A 17,974-nucleotide genomic window follows, 5' to 3' on the forward strand; every position below is an offset into this window, starting at 1 on the left:
AGTTTAATTGTGTTACATAAATCAACTGCTGATCTCAGACTTCCATTTTCTTCAGGCATTTCATAATATCTGCTCCTCGGCCCAATACTGGCTTAAAAATATCGCCAATTTTAGCAACACGTTTCGGAACTGTGTAAATGTCGAATTTTGAAGGATGCAGCCCTTTCTTTACCTCTTTCCATTCAAGCGGAGTAGAAACTGTTGCTCCTTTTTTGGGACGTACGCTGTAAGCGCTTGCAATAGTCTGCCCTTTCCGATTTTGTAAATAGTCGACATATATTTTTTGGTACCTCTTTTTTCAGATTTCTTTCGAGCGTAGTGAAATCAGGCAATAGTTCTGTGACTTTCATCGCAGTCAGATGGGCAAAAGTTTTCACATGCTCATAATCATATTTATTAAACATAGGAACAAACACATGTAAACCTGAAGCGCCAGAGGTTTTGCAAAAAGAGGTGACACCGCACTCATCCAGCACTTGTTTGGTAGCCAGCGCTGTTTCAATTACCTGCTCAAATGTATTATTATCCCCCGGATCAATATCAATGATCATGTAGGTGGGATGCTCTTGTTTTTTTGTAGTGCTGTTCCACGGGTTCATTTCAATGCAACCGAGATTAGCAAGGTACAAAAGCGTTGCTTTATCATTGCAAACAATGTAATCGATATTTTTTGATTGCTTTCTGAAAATACCTTGATCGACGAAACCCAATCGGGAGCTGTGTCTCCGGCATCTTTGTGGTAAAAGCTACTTCCTTTTATACCATTCGGAAACCGGTTAAGGCTTTCGGGTCGGTCTTTTAAATAGGGTAAAATATATTTTGACATCTTATCATAATAATGAATAAGATCACCCTTTGTAATGCCTTCATCTGGCCAGTAAATCTTCGTTTGATTGGTCAGCTTCACTTCCTTACCCTGAATTTTCAACATGCGTCCTTTATCTTCCGTTGATTTTGTTTTTTTGAGGACTTAGATTTTTTTGGAGCTGTTTTAACATTCTGGGTTTTTGTTGGTTTACTAGCCATAGCTTTTTCATTTTTGGGAACGGTTACTTCCTTAGGTGACTTATCAATTCTCAAACCCATAAATACAGGATGCCTGAAAATATGTTCATTTGTAAGTTCGGTGTATTTGATATTGCATACTAATTTAGGCTGCACCCATGTTGCGGGCATATTTGTTTTTGGAGTTACATCAAAAGGAGAACTTTTCCTGATGAGAGGTTTAAGCTTTTGCGCAACTTCGGTCAACGATTTTTCATCAAAGCCAGTTCCTGTGTGGCCGGCGTAAATAAGTGTATCGTTTTTGTACCTCCCCAAAATAAGCGCACCAAATTTTTTCCTGGAGCCGCGTGGTTCAGTGAATCCGGCAATGATCACTTCTTCTGTATTGTGATGTTTTATTTTGAGCCAATCGCCACTACGATGCCCCTCGGAATAAGGTGCAGAAGCTCTTTTGGCGATCATGCCTTCAAGATTGTTTTCTTTGGCTGCTTTAAAAAAGTCAACTCCTTTTCCATCAACATGATCACAATATTTTATAAAGTCGCTCTCAACAAGGGCTTCTTTTAGTAATTCTTTTCGTTCAATATTGGTTAGCGACTTGATATCATGACCATTTAAATACAATAAATCAAATACATGATATACTAAAGGCACATTGTGCTGCTCGCCAAAATGTTGAAGGGTTTGAAAGTCGGGTAAATGATCTTCGTTATATGCAACAATTTCACCATCTAAAATCATTTCATGTTGCTGCTCTTGCAATGCATCTACAATAGGAATGTACTTTTTAATAAAGGATACTCCGTTACGAGAATACAATTTTAATTCTTTTCCCAATTCAGCAATAGCGCGGTATCCATCCCATTTTATTTCAAAGATCCAATCTGGATCATCAAAGGGTTCTTTACCCAAGCTGGCCAGCATCGGATGAATAAAATCTTTGATTTTTTTTCTCCGGATAAGTAAGCCGCGTAACGCTTTGTTTTTATTTCAGGGTTTGAGCTTTTTTTTTTATTGAAGCTTTTTTGGAAGCTACTTTTTTGTTGATTTTGCCTCAACAGCTTTTGTGACTTTTGATGTTTTTTTGTGAATTTTTCAGCATCGTATTTTGTCTTCACTGCATGTTCATCTTTATGTTTAATAAGTAGCCATGCGTTGCCCACATCTTCTGTTTTCATCTTTACAAGCGCAAATTCACCTTTCAGTTTTTTCCCATTCAGTATGAATTTGAGTGAGCCATCTTTTAATTCTTTAAGAAGAATAGTTTCATCTTTTTTCCGACTGTCTTTCTGCAAAGCTTCGTAAGTGCCTTCGTCCCATATCTCTACTTCGCCAGCACCATAATTTCCTTCAGGGATGGTACCTTCAAATGTTCTATAATCATAAGGATGATCTTCCACCATCATGGCCAGCCTTTTATCTTCCGGGTTAAGAGACGGACCTTTCGGCACTGCCCAACTTTTTAATACGCCTTCCATTTCAAGGCGAAAATCGTAATGCAGGCGTGTTGCGGCATGCCGTTGAATTACAAACCTCAACTCTTTCCCTGCTTTTGAAACTTTTCCTTTAGGTTCGGCTGTTGAAGAAAAATTTCTTTTCTTTTTGTATTTGGCTAATGTGGACATGAATTTAATATTAAGAAGCTTTTTTCTTTGATGAAAGACTTGCTTTTAATTGTTCCATCAAATCCTTTGTTTTGATGTGTGCTACTCTCAATTTAGGGGTGGAAACTTTTTTGCCTTTTGCTTTCGCCTCAATAACCTTCATCAACTTTTCAGAATAAGTATCCTTATAAGCCGAGATGTCGAATTTTTCTGAAAGCTGCTCAATTAATGTTACGGCCATTTTGAGTTCAGCTGGTTTCACGGTTCTTTTTGGAATCGATAAGTCGCTTGTTTTTCTGATCTCTTCTTCATAGCGCATTCTTTGAAAAATGATCATATTTTCATAATGTCTTAAAATACCTAATACCTCCTTGTTGCGCATAACAAATGTGCCAATACCAGCCATCTTTGTTTTTTTTAATGCTTCGGCAAGTAAATTATAAGGCGCTTCTCCATTTTTTTGAGGCTCTAAAAAATAAGGCGTTTCAAAATAAACGCTATCAATTTCCTCTTCTTTGACAAAAGAATCAATCGACAATATCTTGGATTTTTCCGGGCTGGCTTTTTCAAAATCTTTTTCATCAAGCACAATGTATTTACCATCGTAATCATATCCTTTTACGATATTGGCCCATTCAACCTCTTTACCCGTTTTCTCATTTACCCTTTTATAACGGATATGACTATGATCTTTTTATCCAGCATATCAAGACTTAAACTGCTTTCTTCGGTAGCTGAATAAAGCTTTATGGGAATATTGACCAAACCAAAGCCAATGGCGCCCGTCCAAATTGCTTTCATAGTGTATAGTTTGTTTATAAGAGTGAAACAAAATTGATACCAAAGGCCAGAACGACAAAAGATCCGGATTTGCGCTAATGTACATTACGCCGCAATCTGTAACTTAGTGCGTTCTATCGTATTTTCCTTATTTTATCTAAACAACATGAAGAAATCATTACTCTTTTTAATTATTGCGTTTTTTACTATATCTGCCAATGCTCAAAAGTCTTCTGGAAATCCTGTTTTTGAAGGATGGTATGCTGATCCCGAAGCGGCCATTTTTAAGAATAAGTATTGGATTTTCCCTACCTACTCTGCGCGTTATGAGGAACAGGTTTTTCTTGATGCCTTTTCTTCAAGCAATCTGGTAAATTGGAAAAAGCATTCAAAAATAGTAGATACAGCAGCTATTAAATGGGCAAAACGAGCCATGTGGGCGCCAGCTATTATCGAAAAAGATAAAAAATATTACCTGTTTTTTGCTGCAAACGATATTCAGAGTGATAATGAAAAAGGAGGTATTGGTGTTGCGGTAGCTAAGAAGCCGGAAGGGCCTTATAAAGATTATTTAGGAAAACCGCTGATTGATAAATTTTATAACGGTGCTCAACCAATTGATCAGTTTGTATTTAAAGATAAAGACGGCCAATACTATATGTTTTATGGTGGATGGAAACATTGCAACGTAGCCAAATTGAACAAGGATTTTACTGGATTTGAACCGTTTGAAGATGGATCTACTTTTAAAGAAGTGACACCTGAAAAGTATGTGGAAGGGCCATTTATGTTTATTAAAAATGGTAAATATTATTTTATGTGGTCGGAAGGCGGCTGGACGGGGCCAGATTATAGCGTAGCTTATGCCATTGCAGACTCGCCCATGGGTCCGTTTAAACGTGTTGGAACAATTTTGGAGCAAAATCCGGCTATTGCCAATGGCGCTGGTCACCATTCGGTACTTCAGATTCCTGGTAAAGATGAATATTATATTGTTTACCACCGCAGGCCTCAGGCCGAAAAAGGTCGCGATTCCCGTGTAGTGTGTATTGATAAAATGGAATTTGATGAGCAAGGTCTTATTAAACCGATAATTATTACCAATGAAGGCGTAGCCCCCAGAAAATTAAAATAATTGTCTATTGTACAATTATTTCATATTTTAGCTGGCAAAAAATGGCTGCCATGTCAAAAGATGTTTATGTAATAGGTGTTGATTATGGTTCAGATTCTGTAAGATCAGTTATAATAAATGCCAGAAATGGGATCGAAATTGCTGCTTCAGTTTTTGAATATCCACGCTGGAAGCAAGTCCTGTACTGCGATGCAGCCGCTAACCGTTTTCGTCAGCATCCGTTGGACTATATAGAAGGTTTGGAATTAACCATAAAAGATTGCATTGCAAAAGCTGATGCAGATGTAGCCAAAAACATAAAAGGAATTTCAGTTGACACGACCGGTTCTACACCTGTTGCTGTTGATACAACAGGAACTCCGCTGGCATTGAATGCTGAATTTTCTGAAAATCCCAACGCCATGTTTGTGTTGTGGAAAGATCATACTTCTATAAAAGAAGCTGACGAAATTAATAAACACGCTACCAAATTTGAAACCAATTACCTGCAATATGTAGGCGGCATTTATTCAAGCGAATGGTTTTGGGCGAAACTGCTGCATGTTTTTCGTGAAGATGAAAAGGTGAGAAAGGCCACAGCCAGTTGGGTAGAGCATTGCGACTGGATCCCATTTTTATTAACCGGCGGAAACGATGTGAAAGCGCTAAAGCGCGGTGTTTGTTCGGCCGGACATAAAGGTCTTTGGGCAAAAGAATTTGATGGTTTTCCGCCCAATGATTTTTTCGCTTCGCTTGATCCGCTATTAGATGGATTTACTTCCAAACTTCCGAACGAAACATATCCTGCTGATCAGGCGGCTGGAAATCTTTCAAAAGAATGGGCCGATAAATTAGGTTTAAATACCAATGTCGTTATTGGCATCGGCGCTTTTGATGCGCACATGGGTGCCGTTGGCGGACAAATTGAGCCGTATTTTTTAAGCAAAGTAATGGGCACTTCCACTTGCGACATGTTGGTAGCGCCGATTAATGAAGTCGGTGATAAGCTGGTACGCGGTATTTGCGGCCAGGTTCCAGGTTCTGTTATTCCCGGAATGATGGGATTAGAAGCGGGTCAGAGCGCTTTCGGCGATATTTATGCTTGGTTTAAAAACTTATTAGCATGGCCTTTGCAATTTTTAGATAATGAAGAACAACGAAAATCTATCGAATCAAAAATAATTGCAAAGCTTTCTGAAGAAGCCGCTAAGCTTCCTTTGCATGACGAAGACGAGTTGGCGGTTGACTGGCTGAATGGGCGTCGCACACCGGATGCGAGCCAGTTATTAAAAGGAGCCATTTCCGGCCTGAACCTTGGCAGCGATGCGCCTGCTATTTTTAAAGCACTGGTAGAAGCCAGTTGTTTTGGCGCACGTGCTATTGTCGATCGTTTCAATCGCGAAGGCGTAACCGTAAAGGGTTTGATAGGCGTTGGCGGTGTGGCTCGTAAAGCGCCTTATGTAATGCAGGTGATGGCCGATGTTATGAATATGCCAATAAAAATTCATCGCTCCGAACAAACCTGTGCTACCGGGGCGGCTATGTTCGCGGCAACGGCGGCAGGCATTTATGCAAATGTGGAAGAAGCTATGAATGCGATGGGACAAGGCTTTGATGCAGAATATCATCCCAAGCCAGAAAATGTGGAGTATTATGCAAAGCGTATGAAGAAGTATGAGGCATTTGGCAAATATTTAGAAGTCAATGGTCAGTAGTGAATAATGAGAGCCGGGTCTGACCAAAAAAGCAAAGCTGGAGCTATAATCATTAAGTAAGCATCAACATATTTGTTATACGTGCGATTGACCACTAACTATTCATTATTGACAACTCACTATTCACTATAAACAATGAACTATAAATACATACGCGAAGCAGCTTACGAAGCCAATATGCAATTACCCAAATTAGGGTTGGTATTATTTACTTTCGGCAATGTTAGCGAGGCCGACAGAAGCAAAGGTTTGTTTGCCATTAAACCCAGCGGCGTGGCTTATGATGATCTTTCTCCCGAAAAAATGGTAATTGTAGATTTTGATGGCAACACGGTGGAAGGTGCTTTAAATCCTTCTTCTGATACAAAAACTCATGCTGTTTTGTACAAACATTGGGAAGACATCAATGGCATTGTACATACACATTCAACTTATGCAACCGCCTGGGCGCAATCGCAAAGAGATATACCCATTTTTGGAACAACACATGCTGATTATAACACGGTTGATATTCCCTGCGCACCACCCATGAGCGATGAAATGATTAAAGGAAATTATGAGTATGAAACAGGTTTTCAAATCATAAATTGCTTTAAAGAAAAGGGACTTGATTATAAAGAAGTGGAAATGGTATTGGTAGGCAATCATGCGCCATTTACATGGGGAAAGAATGCCGCAAAAGCAGTTCATAACAGCGCGGTATTGGAGCAGGTGGCTAAAATGGCATTGCTTACTGAACAAATCAATCCGCAAGCGCCTCGGTTAAAGCAGGCTCTTAAAGATAAACATTATGAACGTAAACACGGACCGGATAGTTATTATGGGCAGACATGAAGTTGACAGAGGGTAGATGACAGTTGACAGGTTTAAATCTCCGAGGTTTTCAAAAACCTCGGAGATCTGTAGAACTGGTTGGCCGACGTCTGAATTTTAGCCCACGGTTTAAACCGTGGTGTCAAATATAAATAGCCGGATGCGTAGCTTCCGGTTAACGGCGAATATGTAGGATCATATTTATTCATAAGCACAAGCGAGCGTGGCAATATCGATGAGTAATATTCATAAGTTGATAACATAAAAAATAAAAATATTTTCATGATTGAGTTAAAAAAACTTGAGGTTTGGTTTGCAACAGGTAGCCAAAACCTTTACGGGGAGCAAACTTTAATAGAAGTAGCTGAGCATTCAAAAGAAATTGCTGCTTATATCAATGCGCACAGCGCCATTCCGGTTACCGTTATTTATAAAGGCACCTTGAAATCGACCGAAGAGATTTATAACTTTTGTGCAGAAGCCAATCACAGCAAGGATTGTATTGGCGTGATCACCTGGATGCATACTTTTTCTCCAGCTAAAATGTGGATCAATGGATTGAAGATTTTGCACAAACCTTTGCTGCATTTTCATACGCAATATAACCGCGATATTCCGTGGGGTTCTATTGATATGGACTTTATGAACACCAATCAATCGGCACATGGCGACAGGGAATTTGGTTTTATGGTAAGCCGCATGCGTAAACGCAGAAAAGTGGTGGTTGGACATTGGCAAGATGATAATGCGATTGAGCGTATTGCAGTGTGGACAAGGGCTGCGGCTGGCTGGCACGACTGGCAAGGCGCGCGTTTTGTACGTTTTGGCGATAACATGCGTTACGTTGCTGTTACGGATGGCGATAAGGTAGAAGCGGAACTTCGTTTTGGATATAGCGTAAATACGCATGGTATTGGAGACCTTGTAAAAGTGATCAATGATGTAAGTGATAAAGAAGTGAATGATTTGATTGCTGAATATTTTGAGACTTATAATGTGATGGAAAGCTTGCACCAACGAGGCCCTCAATACCAATCGTTGATTGATGCGGCTAAAATAGAATTAGGGTTAAAACATTTTTTAGAAGACGGTAATTATAAAGGATACAGCGATACGTTTGAAGATCTGCACGGCATGAAACAATTGCCCGGCATTGGTTCGCAACGTATGATGGCCGCGGGTTACGGCTTCGCTGGCGAAGGCGATTGGAAAACGGCTGCTTTGGTACGTGCCATGAAAGTTATGGGCGCAGGTTTGCCTGGTGGCAATAGTTTTATGGAAGATTACACCTATCATTTCGATCCGAATAATTCTTTGGTATTAGGCTCGCACATGCTGGAGATCTGTCCAAGTATTGCAAATGGTAAAGCCAATGTAGAAATTCATGCTTTAGGAATTGGCGGAAAAGAAGACCCGGTAAGGCTTGTGTTTAACGCGACCGGCGGTCCGGCATTAAATGCTTCTGTTGTTGACATGGGTAATCGTTTCCGTTTGTTGGTGAACGAAGTGGAAGCCGTAGATGCTCAAAACGATTTGCCCAAACTTCCTGTTGCTCGTGTGCTTTGGAAACCTTATCCTGATATGAATACAGGCTGTGCGGCCTGGATATTGGCTGGCGGTGCACATCATACAGGTTATTCGCAAAATCTGACTTCGGAACATCTGGAAGATTTCGCAGATATGGCAGGAATTGAGTTTACACTCATCAGTAAAAATACTGAGCTGTACAATTTTAAAAATGAGTTGCGATGGAGCGATGTGTATTATCAATTAAACAGATCTTAAAAGTTTTTCTCTTTTGCGATTAATTTATTAATTATATTAGCGAACTTTTTAACAAATTTTCAATTGCTGTCATTATGAGTAGTAATTTGGGTACGCTTGATTATGTAGTATTTTTCACCTATTTCATTCTTGTTGCATCTTACGGTTATTGGGTTTACATGCGTAAGAAAAAACCACGGTTTCGGCTTCGCACGATTATTTTCTTGCTGAAGGTTCGTTAACCTGGTGGGCTATCGGGGCATCGCTTATCGCTTCTAATATTTCTGCTGAGCAGTTTATTGGAATGAGCGGTGAGGGTTTTTTCGTTGGTATTGCCGTTGCCGCTTATGAGTGGATCGCTGCCGTCGCGCTTATTATTGTTGCTATCTGGTTTATACCCGTCTATTTGAAGAACAAGATATACACCATGCCACAGTTTCTCGAAACTCGGTATAATAAGTCCGTATCGCTTATAATGGCGATATTCTGGTTGTTTCTTTATGTCATTGTAAACCTTACTTCGATTTTATATTTGGGCGCACTTGCTATTGACACGTTGCTCGGTGGAGGTTATCTGCACATAATTATGATTGTCCTTTTAATCATGGCTTTATTGATTGGATTAGGAGGTATGAAGGTAATTGGTTATACGGATGTAATTCAGGTTGCCGTACTTATTATTGGTGGTTTTGCAACGGTATATATGGCGTTGCAGATTGTTGACCAACGCATTAACGGTGCAGCTATAGGAAGTGCTATTGCGGGTTTCAAAACATTATTGAATGAAGCACCTGGGCATTTTAATCTGATGCTGGATAAACCTGCAGTGACAACAACAACTTTAGCAATGCCGGAAAACTTAGACGTACAGAAATATGTGGTACTTCCGGGTTTGGCAATGTATTTTGCCGGCCAGTGGATTGTGAACCTGAACTATTGGGGATGTAACCAGTATATTACACAACGTGCTTTGGGTGCTGATTTAAAGACTGCACGTACCGGTATATTATTCGCAGGGTTTTTGAAATTATTTATGCCAATAATAGTAATGCTTCCGGGTATAGCTGCGTATGTTTTATATACGAAAGGGCAATTACCTGGGTTTAGCGGAGTAAAAGATGGCGCCTATTCTGCGGTCTTAGGTTTTTTACCAGTTGGATTAAAGGGATTAGCTGTTGCTGCACTTACTGCTGCTATTGTTGCCTCTTTAGCAGGAAAAGTAAATAGTATTTCCACCATCTATACGTTAGACATATATAAGAAATATCTTAAATCTGACGCTACTGAAATTCAAATGGTGAGAACCGGAAGATGGGCAATTATAATAGCAATGCTAGTTGCATTGGCATTTACATGGACTGATGCTTTGGGTATTGGTGGTGAAGGTGGTTTTACATTTATTCAAAAATATACCGGGTTTATTAGTCCGGGTGTATTTGCAATGTTCCTGCTGGGAATGTTCTGGAAACGCACAACTGGTGCTGCCGCACTGGTAGGGGTGATACTTGGCTTTGTTTTGGCCATATTTTTCAATAGCTATGCGGTTGATATTTTTGGAAAGGAAACCTGGATGTACACGGCATTTACTTATGAGAAATTAGAAAAAGGTGTTGTTCATACAATAACAGAGATACCATTCCTGATCAATATGGGTTGGTCTTTTGTAATCACCGTTGCCGTTATGATTGCGATGAGCCTTGCCGGTCCGAAAATAAATCCAAAATCGTTTGCGATTGACAAGAGCATGTTTAAAGTGGATCCGAGGACACTGTTCCTGATTGTAATTACTTTACTTATAATTACTGCTATCTACGTCAGATTTTGGTAATAACTTATAATATTTTATATAACGGCCAGAATACATTTTCTGGCCATTTTTTTGGCTGTAATAGCAGGTATAGTTTTTGAACGTATGAAGGATATGAATACCTACGAAGTTTTTGCTGGCAATGAATTGCGCAAATGGCAATTCAAGATGACTAAGAATCCAGGAATTCTTGGTAGGCTGTCAAAGAAAACGCAGGACAAGATCAATTCATATATACCAGAAAAGGTACATACGGCTATTACAACAGTAATAAAACAAATGATCAGAGGCGTATTGTTTGGCGCAAAATACACGACCACTAAACCATTGAAAGATCTGTCTTTGTTTGAACGAGAGCTTATTGTAAAAGAAAAAATTAAATTTTATCGGAGCACGGCAGCAATAGAGGGAGGGATCACTGGCGCTGGCGGTTTCTTTTTAGGACTGGCTGATTTCCCTTTATTAATTACTTTAAAATTGAAGTTGTTATACGAAATTGCTTCTGCTTACGGATTTGATTTGAATGACTATAAAGAGCGAATTTACCTGCTCCATATTTTTGAACTTGCTTTCTCAAGCAGGGTACATAGTAAAAGTGTTTACCAAAAAATTGCTGATTGGGAACATATTTCTGAAACGCTTCCATCAGATATCAACCAGTTTGACTGGCGCAAATTCCAACAGGAATATCGAGATTACATCGACCTCGCAAAAATGGCGCAGTTGCTTCCGGTAATCGGCGCTCCGGTCGGTATCATCGCCAACTACAGCCTTATAAAAAAGTTGGGTACCACAGCTATGAATGCTTACAGGATGCGCCTATTGAAAAGCCACGAATATAATAATTGAAAAAATGTTTATTTACTTTTCTAAACCACTTAAATGAAATCAACAATTTTGTTTTTTATCGGGCTGATAATATTGGCCCTGAGTTGCAATAATACACCGTCGGACAGTAATGAGAATACCGACACATCTGTAGTATATAACGATTCTCTTAATAAAGACAGCACGCCAGTAGTAGCCGCCGATACAATTGTGGAAACAACCGGAATAGACACTTCAGAGTTTAACAAAAAGATGAAATGGATGGCTAATGGCGATAGCTCAGGCAGGTGGCCTGTAAAAGCGCCTTATCCGGTGGAAGGCGCTTTGCTGCCATTCAAGCGAATTGTAGCCTATTATGGAAACCTGTATTCGAAAGGGATGGGCATTTTGGGTGAACTTCCTAAAAAGAAATGCTGCGTAAATTAAATGGCGAAATTGAAAAATGGGAGGAAGCCGATCCTGAAACACCCGTGGTACCCGCTCTTCATTATATAGCAGTGACAGCGCAAAGCGCTCCTGGTTCAGATGGGAAGTATCGCCTTCGGATGCCGTTTCATCAAATTGATACGATCCAAAAATGGGCAAAAGAAATAGATGGACTTGCTTTTATTGATGTGCAGGTGGGACTTAGCAGTTTACAGGATGAACTTCCAAGACTTACTAAATATCTTGAATCTCCTGACTTCCATTTAGGAGTTGACCCTGAATTCTCAATGAAAGGTGGTCAAAAGCCAGGAACGGTTATAGGCAGTTTTAATGCAGATGATATTAATTACACTATCAATTTTCTCGCAGAAATTGTGCGTAAGAATAATTTGCCTCCCAAGATATTGGTCATACACAGGTTTACAAACGATATGGTGCAAAATTATAAAGCAATTAAAAAAGTTCCTGAAGTACAGGTTGTAATTGATATGGATGGTTGGGGTGGAAAGGAATTAAAAGCTGGGACCTGGAAACGGTATGTTTATGAGCAACCTATTCAGTTTGCCGGGTTTAAAATATTTTATAAAAATGATTTGAAAGGCAACTCGAAAGGGTTATTTACTCCTTCAGAATTGATGAAGTTTAAACCCATTCCCATGTATATTCAGTATCAATAAGAAAAATTCTTGGTATATGCAGAAACTTAAAAACCTGAAAGAAGTACTTTCAGGTTTTTAAGTTTTAGTTATTTTGCTTGAAGTTAATAGTCGCCTAATGTTTCAGGCAATTGCTCCAATGCTTTAGCCAATTGTTCATCGTTCGGGGCAATGCCGTGCCATTCGTGTGTGCCTTCCATAAAATCAACACCTTTACCCATAGCAGTATGCATCATAATTGCAACAGGCTTTCCTTTTCCTGAAGCTGCTTTAGCTTTGTCTAGTCCAGCAATTACATCATCCATATCATTACCGTTCATTTCCAGCACATGCCATCCAAAAGCTTCAAATTTTTCGTGCAGATTACCCATATTCAGCACCTTATCTGTGGGTCCGTCTATTTGCTGGCCGTTCCAATCCACTGTTGAGATCAAATTATCAACTTTATGATGAGCTGCAAACATTACGGCTTCCCATATTTGACCTTCATTAAGTTCGCCATCACCGTGTAGGGAATAAACAAGTTTACTATCTCCATTCATTTTTTAGACAATGCTGCGCCTATCGCCACACTCATTCCTTGGCCTAAAGAACCGCTGGCCACTCTAATACCAGGCAGGTGTTCGTGTGTGGCAGGATGGCCCTGGAGGCGGCTGTTGATTTTTCTGAAAGTAGCGAGTTCCTTGATGTCAAAGTATCCCGAACGCGCTAATACTGAATAAAATACAGGAGAAATATGACCATTTGATAAAAAGAAAACATTTTCGTTTTTGCCTTCCATGTTAAACGAGGGGTCATGTTCCATCACTTTAAAATAAAGTGCGGTCAAGAAATCGGCGCAGCCTAAAGAACCACCGGGGTGACCGCTTTGAGCGCCATGTACCATTCTTACTATATCTCTTCTTACCTGAGAAGCTATTTCCTGCAATGTTGCCATCGTTTCAGTTTTTAATGAGTTGCAAAAATGGGGTTTTTTTATATAAGGTTGAAATAATGTTTACATAATGATAAAATATAAAATGCGGCTCGAAAGTTGTTTTTAAGGACGGAATGTCTACTTTTGTATTACCTTAACCTTATCGAATGCTTCAGATATTTGTAACAGCTATAATTTCATTTGTAGTTGCATTCTTGGCAATTCCTGTTATTATTCAAATAGCAGAAAAGAAAAAGCTTTTTGATGTTCCTGACGAACGAAAGCTTCACAAGCACACCATTGCATCCCTTGGTGGGGTAGGGGTGTTCATCGCTTTTGTTTTTTCGTGTTTATTAAGTATTAATTTCCAACTACAACCTGAGTTCCAGTATTTTTTTGCGGCATTATTTATTATGTTTTTTATTGGGTTGAAGGATGATATTATTGCGCTGTCCGCATTCAAAAAATTTATTGTCCAAATATTGGCCGCCGGAATTATTATTCATTTGGGTGGTTTGAAAATTGATAGCTTATATGGAATTTTAGGAATTGAAGCTTTAGATCCAATGTATGGAATTCCTTTAACCTATATAGCCATAATACTTGTAGTTAATGCATATAATCTTATTGATGGTATTGATGGCCTTGCCGGTGGACTGGGGATTATGATGACTTTACTTTTGGGTACCTATTTCTCGTTATCTGGCTTGGTGGGATATGCCGCTTTTTCATTTTCTCTTTCTGCCGCTTTAGCAGCGTTCCTGATCTTTAATTTCCATCCGGCTAAAATATTTATGGGCGATTCGGGTTCGCTTACAATTGGAATGGTAGCATCTATATTGGTGCTTAAATTTATTAGCGTTGCAGGTAACTCTACGGCCATACTGCCTATCAGCTCTGCTGCTGCAATAGGTATATCTTTATTATTAATTCCCCTCGTCGACACCATCCGAGTGTTTTCTATTAGAATATTAAAAGGGCGCTCTCCTTTTCACCTGATAGAAATCATATTCATCATATTCTTATTGATAAAGGCTTGAGTCATTCTACAGTAACCCTGGTATGTGTTTCTGCAAATGTTTTAATGATTGGAGGTGTGTACTTTGCCAGAAGCCTGGGTAATACTGTGCTGTTAATTATTGCTTTTGCTTTATCATTTTCTATTATCGGTATTTTGTATGCTACACTGCCAAAACGCAGGCTTGTCATCCAGCGTCAGATTATTACAAATTTGCAGAACAGAAAAGCAAACTCAAAGGTTATTGACCTGAACACAAAGCAACATATCCCTGCAGAAAAAATACAAGGCTAATTATTATATTGCGAGGCTTCTAAATCTTCACGCATTTTATTAGTTTTGCCGCACCTCAAAATATAATGTATGCAAGATCAAATTGATAAGATAGTCGCGGCTTCAGAAGAAAGTATGAAGAGAGCCATTAGCCATTTAGAGTCCGAACTGGCAAAAATTCGCGCCGGTAAAGCTACTCCACAAATTGTCGATGGCATTGTTGTGGACTATTACGGATCTCCGGTTCCTATTAGCCAGGTTGGAAATGTTACCGTTATGGATGCCCGTACGCTGAACATACAACCGTGGGAAAAAAATATGCTGCAACCCATAGAACGAGCCATTATTGCAGCAAACATTGGTATCAACCCTCAGAACGATGGCGTAAACATCAGGCTATTTTTACCTCCATTAACCGAAGAAAGAAGAAAGGAGTTAGTAAAGAGAAGTCAGGGCGAAGGTGAAAATTCAAAAGTGGGCGTTAGAAGTGGCAGGAGAGATGCTATTGAAGCCATTAAGAAGTTACAAAAAGATGGATTGAGTGAAGACGCCTCTAAAGATGCAGAAGCAAGTGTACAACAACTTACAGACAATTACATTGCTTTTATAGAAAAGCATCTAGCCGCGAAGGAAAAGGAAATTATGTCAATTTAATTTTTGCTATGGCTTTTTACAAGCTTTCAGATATTGATACAATGGCTCCGGAAACGGTATTGAAAGAAGATTGTAAAGAGCAAACCAGAAAAATACTGAAAGAACTTGACGGTCTGCAAAATTTACTTTATGCTGAAAGAAAACATTCCGTTCTTGTTATTTTACAAGGTCTGGATGCAAGCGGTAAAGATGGTGCAATCAAAAATGTATTCGGTAAATTAAATCCACAAGGAGTTAGTGTAAACTCTTTCAAGGTGCCGACCGAAGAGGAAGCCGCGCATGATTTTTTGTGGAGGGTTCATCAACATGTGCCATCCAAAGGAAGTATGCAGGTGTTCAATCGCTCGCATTATGAAGATGTTTTAGTAACAAGGGTATATGGTAACTGCAGCGATAAAAAAGCTAAACAACGGTTTGCGGCAATCAATGCTTTCGAAGAGTTGCTACAGGTTCATAATAACACGGTTATACTAAAGTTCTATTTGCATGTGTCGGCTAATGAACAGCAGGAACGGCTAAAAGAAAGGATGACAAATCCTGCAAAGATGTGGAAATACAATCAAAAGGATTTTGAAGAAGCGAAGCAAAGGGATAAGTACTATAAATATTACGAAGACTGTTTTAAGCATTGCAACAAGCCCGAATGGAAAATTGTACCGGCCGATCAGAATTGGTATAAAGAGTATATTATTTCACTAACCATACTAGAGAAGCTTAAGGCGTTAAAGATGAAATTTCCAACATTGACATAAAAGTTAGAAAAAGCTCATTTCTGGCATTATTATTCCTTTCTATATTTGTTTTTAAACTAATAAAACTTTAATTATGGGATTTTTAAAAGAATTTAAGCAATTTGCTATTAAAGGTAATGTAGTTGATTTGGCTATTGCTGTAGTTATTGGTGGCGCATTTGGCAAAATAGTCACATCTTTAGTTGAGGATATTATTACACCAGCCATATTAACGCCAGCATTGGAAAAGGCTAATCTGAAAAATTTAAACGAACTGGTAATACCAGGCACAGCTATAAAATATGGTAATTTTCTTTCTCAGGTGATCTCCTTTATTATTATTGCATTTGCTTTATTCGTTATTGTGAGAATGATAAATAGCATGAAAAAGAAGGAAGAGGCAACTCCCGCTGCACCATCTTCTACCGATAAATTATTAATTGAGATAAGAGACGAGTTGAAAAATAAGCCTTAATATCTTTTCTGGCCGTCTTCTATAAAATTATGTACGTTTGTATGGTCCTGCTTTTGTGCAGGACTTTTATTTATTTAGAACAAAAATTAAATAGTGACAAATTCTACTTATCAGATCAAACTTTCCCAATTTGAAGGTCCTTTTGATCTTTTACTTTTCTTTATAGAAAGGGATGAATTGGATATTTATAACATCCCGATCACTGAAATAACCAATGATTTTCTGGATTATATCCATAACCAGGACATCTTGAATATTGAACTTTCCAGCGAGTTCATTTTATTTGTTTCCACATTGATGCGCATCAAAGCCAAAATGCTTATTCCTCGTAAAGAAATAGATGCACAAGGAAATGAAATCGATCCTCGGGAAGAACTGGTAAGTAAAATATTGGAATATAAAAAATTCAAAGAAGCAGCAGCACAATTAGCCGAACAAGAAGCATTGCGTATGCTCATGATCAAACGGGGCAATATTCAAAAAGAACTATCAACCGTTGGAGAAGAGGCAGGCGAAGGCACAGAGATACAGGCGCTGTCGTTATTTAAATTGATGAAAGCCTTTGAGAAGGCCATGCTAAAATATAGTGACAGGATTAACAAACCTGTACATACTGTGGTGCAGTATAGCTACACCATGGAAACCAGCCGTGGCCAGGTTGTTGAAATGGCTCAAAGAGAAAAGAATATTTCTTTTGAAAAATTATTTGAAATAGCAGAAAACCGGGTGCAGGCAATATTTATGTTTTTGTCGGTATTAGAGCTGGTGCAACAAAGCTTTTTGAAGATCATGACCGGTGAGGGAAAAAATAATTTCCTTTTAGAATTTGTTGAACCCGAAGACAGGGATCCCGAAATTGAAGTAAGCAATGTTTCTTCTTTTGATTAAAGGGATGATTTTTGTTTCTAAAACACTCTATTTCTAAACCTAAAAATAAAAATAAATGAAACGTTTTGCAACAGCCAATTGGCAAGGCTCAGGTAAAGAGGGCAAAGGAACTAATTCAACACAATCAGGTGTTTTAGATAGAGCGCAATATTCTTTTAAAACCCGTTTCGAAGATGGTAACCCAGGAACCAATCCTGAAGAATTGATTGCTGCTGCGCATGCGGGTTGTTTTACTATGAAGTTAAGTTTTGTATTGAACGAAGCAGGCTTTACCGCAGATAATATCGACACTAAGTGTACGATCGATTTTCAGGACGGAGCAATAGTTGAAAGCCACTTAGACGTAACAGCTACAATTCCGGATATTGATGATGCGAAATTCCAGGAGGCGGTGAAAAATGCGGAACAAAACTGTCCAATCAGTAAGTTGTTGAATACAAAAATCACTTCAACTGCTGCATTAGCGTAATAGATAATTAATCAAGCAATAAAAAAATCCCCATTCCA

24 protein-coding genes are annotated in these 17,974 nt (G+C 38.9%); 15 read left to right on the forward strand and 9 right to left on the reverse strand.

All coding sequences use genetic code 11. The features are described 5' to 3' along the window. Positions 1 to 34: 34 nt before the first annotated feature. From ligD (MKP09_RS27805) to MKP09_RS02360, 7 genes are read right to left on the reverse strand one after another with little or no spacing between them, the layout of a single operon-like run. On the reverse strand, positions 35 to 280 hold the full coding sequence (gene ligD / locus MKP09_RS27805) for a non-homologous end-joining DNA ligase LigD (protein ID WP_394801024.1): 246 nt from the start codon (positions 278 to 280) through the stop codon (positions 35 to 37). Further along, positions 183 to 599: a non-homologous end-joining DNA ligase LigD gene (ligD, locus tag MKP09_RS02335; RefSeq protein WP_240826256.1), complete on the reverse strand. Its 417-nt coding sequence runs from the start codon at positions 597 to 599 to the stop codon at positions 183 to 185. Before ligD (MKP09_RS02335) ends, ligD (MKP09_RS27805) begins: the two co-directional genes overlap by 98 nt. Beyond that, positions 596 to 931 carry a non-homologous end-joining DNA ligase LigD gene (gene ligD, locus MKP09_RS02340; protein ID WP_240826257.1) on the reverse strand — a complete coding sequence of 112 codons (336 nt, stop codon included), beginning with the start codon at positions 929 to 931 and terminating at the stop codon, positions 596 to 598. The genes ligD (MKP09_RS02335) and ligD (MKP09_RS02340) overlap by 4 nt, the downstream gene beginning before the upstream one ends. Next, positions 925 to 1,929 (reverse strand): non-homologous end-joining DNA ligase, encoded by a 1,005-nt coding sequence (gene ligD, locus MKP09_RS02345; RefSeq protein ID WP_240826258.1) that lies wholly within the window; start codon positions 1,927 to 1,929, stop codon positions 925 to 927. The genes ligD (MKP09_RS02340) and ligD (MKP09_RS02345) overlap by 7 nt, the downstream gene beginning before the upstream one ends. Further along, entirely contained in the window at positions 1,872 to 2,630 is a 759-nt protein-coding gene (locus tag MKP09_RS02350; protein ID WP_240826259.1) for a DNA polymerase ligase N-terminal domain-containing protein, read from the reverse strand. The genes ligD (MKP09_RS02345) and MKP09_RS02350 overlap by 58 nt, the downstream gene beginning before the upstream one ends. Positions 2,631 to 2,640: 10 nt before the next feature. Next, complete coding sequence (ku, locus tag MKP09_RS02355) at positions 2,641 to 3,288, reverse strand: non-homologous end joining protein Ku (protein ID WP_240829104.1); 648 nt, start codon at positions 3,286 to 3,288, stop codon at positions 2,641 to 2,643. Further along, positions 3,270 to 3,410: a hypothetical protein gene (locus MKP09_RS02360; RefSeq protein ID WP_240826260.1), complete on the reverse strand. Its 141-nt coding sequence runs from the start codon at positions 3,408 to 3,410 to the stop codon at positions 3,270 to 3,272. The genes ku and MKP09_RS02360 overlap by 19 nt, the downstream gene beginning before the upstream one ends. A 145-nt stretch (positions 3,411 to 3,555) precedes the next feature. On the opposite strand from MKP09_RS02360, the gene MKP09_RS02365 reads away from it, so the two are divergent. From MKP09_RS02365 to MKP09_RS02400, 8 genes are all read left to right on the forward strand, one after another. Further along, a complete protein-coding gene (locus tag MKP09_RS02365) occupies positions 3,556 to 4,524 on the forward strand; it encodes a glycoside hydrolase family 43 protein (protein WP_240826261.1) in 969 nt (322 codons plus the stop codon). A 50-nt stretch (positions 4,525 to 4,574) separates the two neighbouring features. Continuing rightward, entirely contained in the window at positions 4,575 to 6,218 is a 1,644-nt protein-coding gene (locus MKP09_RS02370) for a ribulokinase (RefSeq protein WP_240826262.1), read from the forward strand. Between the two features lie 135 nt (positions 6,219 to 6,353). Continuing rightward, a complete protein-coding gene (locus MKP09_RS02375; RefSeq protein WP_240826263.1) occupies positions 6,354 to 7,052 on the forward strand; it encodes an L-ribulose-5-phosphate 4-epimerase in 699 nt (232 codons plus the stop codon). 261 nt (positions 7,053 to 7,313) lie between these two features. Then, the gene (gene araA, locus MKP09_RS02380) at positions 7,314 to 8,816 is read left to right on the forward strand and encodes an L-arabinose isomerase (RefSeq protein ID WP_240826264.1); all 1,503 of its coding nucleotides are present in this window, start codon (positions 7,314 to 7,316) and stop codon (positions 8,814 to 8,816) included. A gap of 247 nt (positions 8,817 to 9,063) precedes the next feature. Further along, on the forward strand, positions 9,064 to 10,623 hold the full coding sequence (locus MKP09_RS02385) for a sodium:solute symporter family transporter (protein ID WP_317235230.1): 1,560 nt from the start codon (positions 9,064 to 9,066) through the stop codon (positions 10,621 to 10,623). A gap of 51 nt (positions 10,624 to 10,674) precedes the next feature. Beyond that, entirely contained in the window at positions 10,675 to 11,451 is a 777-nt protein-coding gene (locus tag MKP09_RS02390) for an EcsC family protein (protein WP_240826265.1), read from the forward strand. Between the two features lie 33 nt (positions 11,452 to 11,484). Beyond that, a complete protein-coding gene (locus MKP09_RS02395) occupies positions 11,485 to 11,856 on the forward strand; it encodes a hypothetical protein (protein ID WP_240826266.1) in 372 nt (123 codons plus the stop codon). Then, positions 11,841 to 12,533: a hypothetical protein gene (locus tag MKP09_RS02400; RefSeq protein ID WP_240826267.1), complete on the forward strand. Its 693-nt coding sequence runs from the start codon at positions 11,841 to 11,843 to the stop codon at positions 12,531 to 12,533. The genes MKP09_RS02395 and MKP09_RS02400 overlap by 16 nt, the downstream gene beginning before the upstream one ends. Before the next feature lie 83 nt (positions 12,534 to 12,616). On the opposite strand, the gene MKP09_RS28540 is transcribed toward MKP09_RS02400, so the two are convergent. Both MKP09_RS28540 and MKP09_RS28545 read right to left on the reverse strand, forming a co-directional pair. After that, positions 12,617 to 13,054, reverse strand: a complete 438-nt coding sequence (locus tag MKP09_RS28540; protein WP_262915074.1) for a thiamine pyrophosphate-binding protein — start codon at positions 13,052 to 13,054, stop codon at positions 12,617 to 12,619. Further along, positions 13,051 to 13,449 carry a thiamine pyrophosphate-binding protein gene (locus MKP09_RS28545; RefSeq protein ID WP_262915075.1) on the reverse strand — a complete coding sequence of 133 codons (399 nt, stop codon included), beginning with the start codon at positions 13,447 to 13,449 and terminating at the stop codon, positions 13,051 to 13,053. Before MKP09_RS28545 ends, MKP09_RS28540 begins: the two co-directional genes overlap by 4 nt. Before the next feature lie 146 nt (positions 13,450 to 13,595). Here MKP09_RS28545 and MKP09_RS02410 point away from each other — a divergent pair, with 146 nt between their 5' ends. The 7 genes from MKP09_RS02410 (at position 13,596) to MKP09_RS02440 (ending at position 17,936) form a co-directional block, all read left to right on the forward strand. Next, positions 13,596 to 14,468, forward strand: coding sequence for a glycosyltransferase family 4 protein (locus tag MKP09_RS02410; RefSeq protein ID WP_240826268.1), 873 nt, complete (start codon positions 13,596 to 13,598; stop codon positions 14,466 to 14,468). Further along, entirely contained in the window at positions 14,465 to 14,740 is a 276-nt protein-coding gene (locus MKP09_RS02415; protein ID WP_240826269.1) for a hypothetical protein, read from the forward strand. Before MKP09_RS02410 ends, MKP09_RS02415 begins: the two co-directional genes overlap by 4 nt. A gap of 69 nt (positions 14,741 to 14,809) precedes the next feature. Beyond that, positions 14,810 to 15,373, forward strand: coding sequence for a ribosome recycling factor (gene frr, locus MKP09_RS02420; RefSeq protein WP_240826270.1), 564 nt, complete (start codon positions 14,810 to 14,812; stop codon positions 15,371 to 15,373). Positions 15,374 to 15,381: 8 nt separating this feature from the next. Then, a complete protein-coding gene (locus MKP09_RS02425) occupies positions 15,382 to 16,125 on the forward strand; it encodes a PPK2 family polyphosphate kinase (protein WP_240826271.1) in 744 nt (247 codons plus the stop codon). 73 nt (positions 16,126 to 16,198) lie between these two features. Then, positions 16,199 to 16,579 (forward strand): large conductance mechanosensitive channel protein MscL, encoded by a 381-nt coding sequence (mscL, locus tag MKP09_RS02430; RefSeq protein ID WP_240826272.1) that lies wholly within the window; start codon positions 16,199 to 16,201, stop codon positions 16,577 to 16,579. A 93-nt stretch (positions 16,580 to 16,672) separates the two neighbouring features. Further along, entirely contained in the window at positions 16,673 to 17,467 is a 795-nt protein-coding gene (locus MKP09_RS02435) for a segregation and condensation protein A (protein ID WP_240826273.1), read from the forward strand. A 55-nt stretch (positions 17,468 to 17,522) separates the two neighbouring features. Then, positions 17,523 to 17,936, forward strand: a complete 414-nt coding sequence (locus tag MKP09_RS02440; RefSeq protein ID WP_240826274.1) for an OsmC family protein — start codon at positions 17,523 to 17,525, stop codon at positions 17,934 to 17,936. Positions 17,937 to 17,974 lie beyond the last annotated feature (38 nt).

Source organism: Paraniabella ginsengisoli (assembly GCF_022513635.1).
GTDB lineage: Bacteria > Bacteroidota > Bacteroidia > Chitinophagales > Chitinophagaceae > Niabella > Niabella ginsengisoli.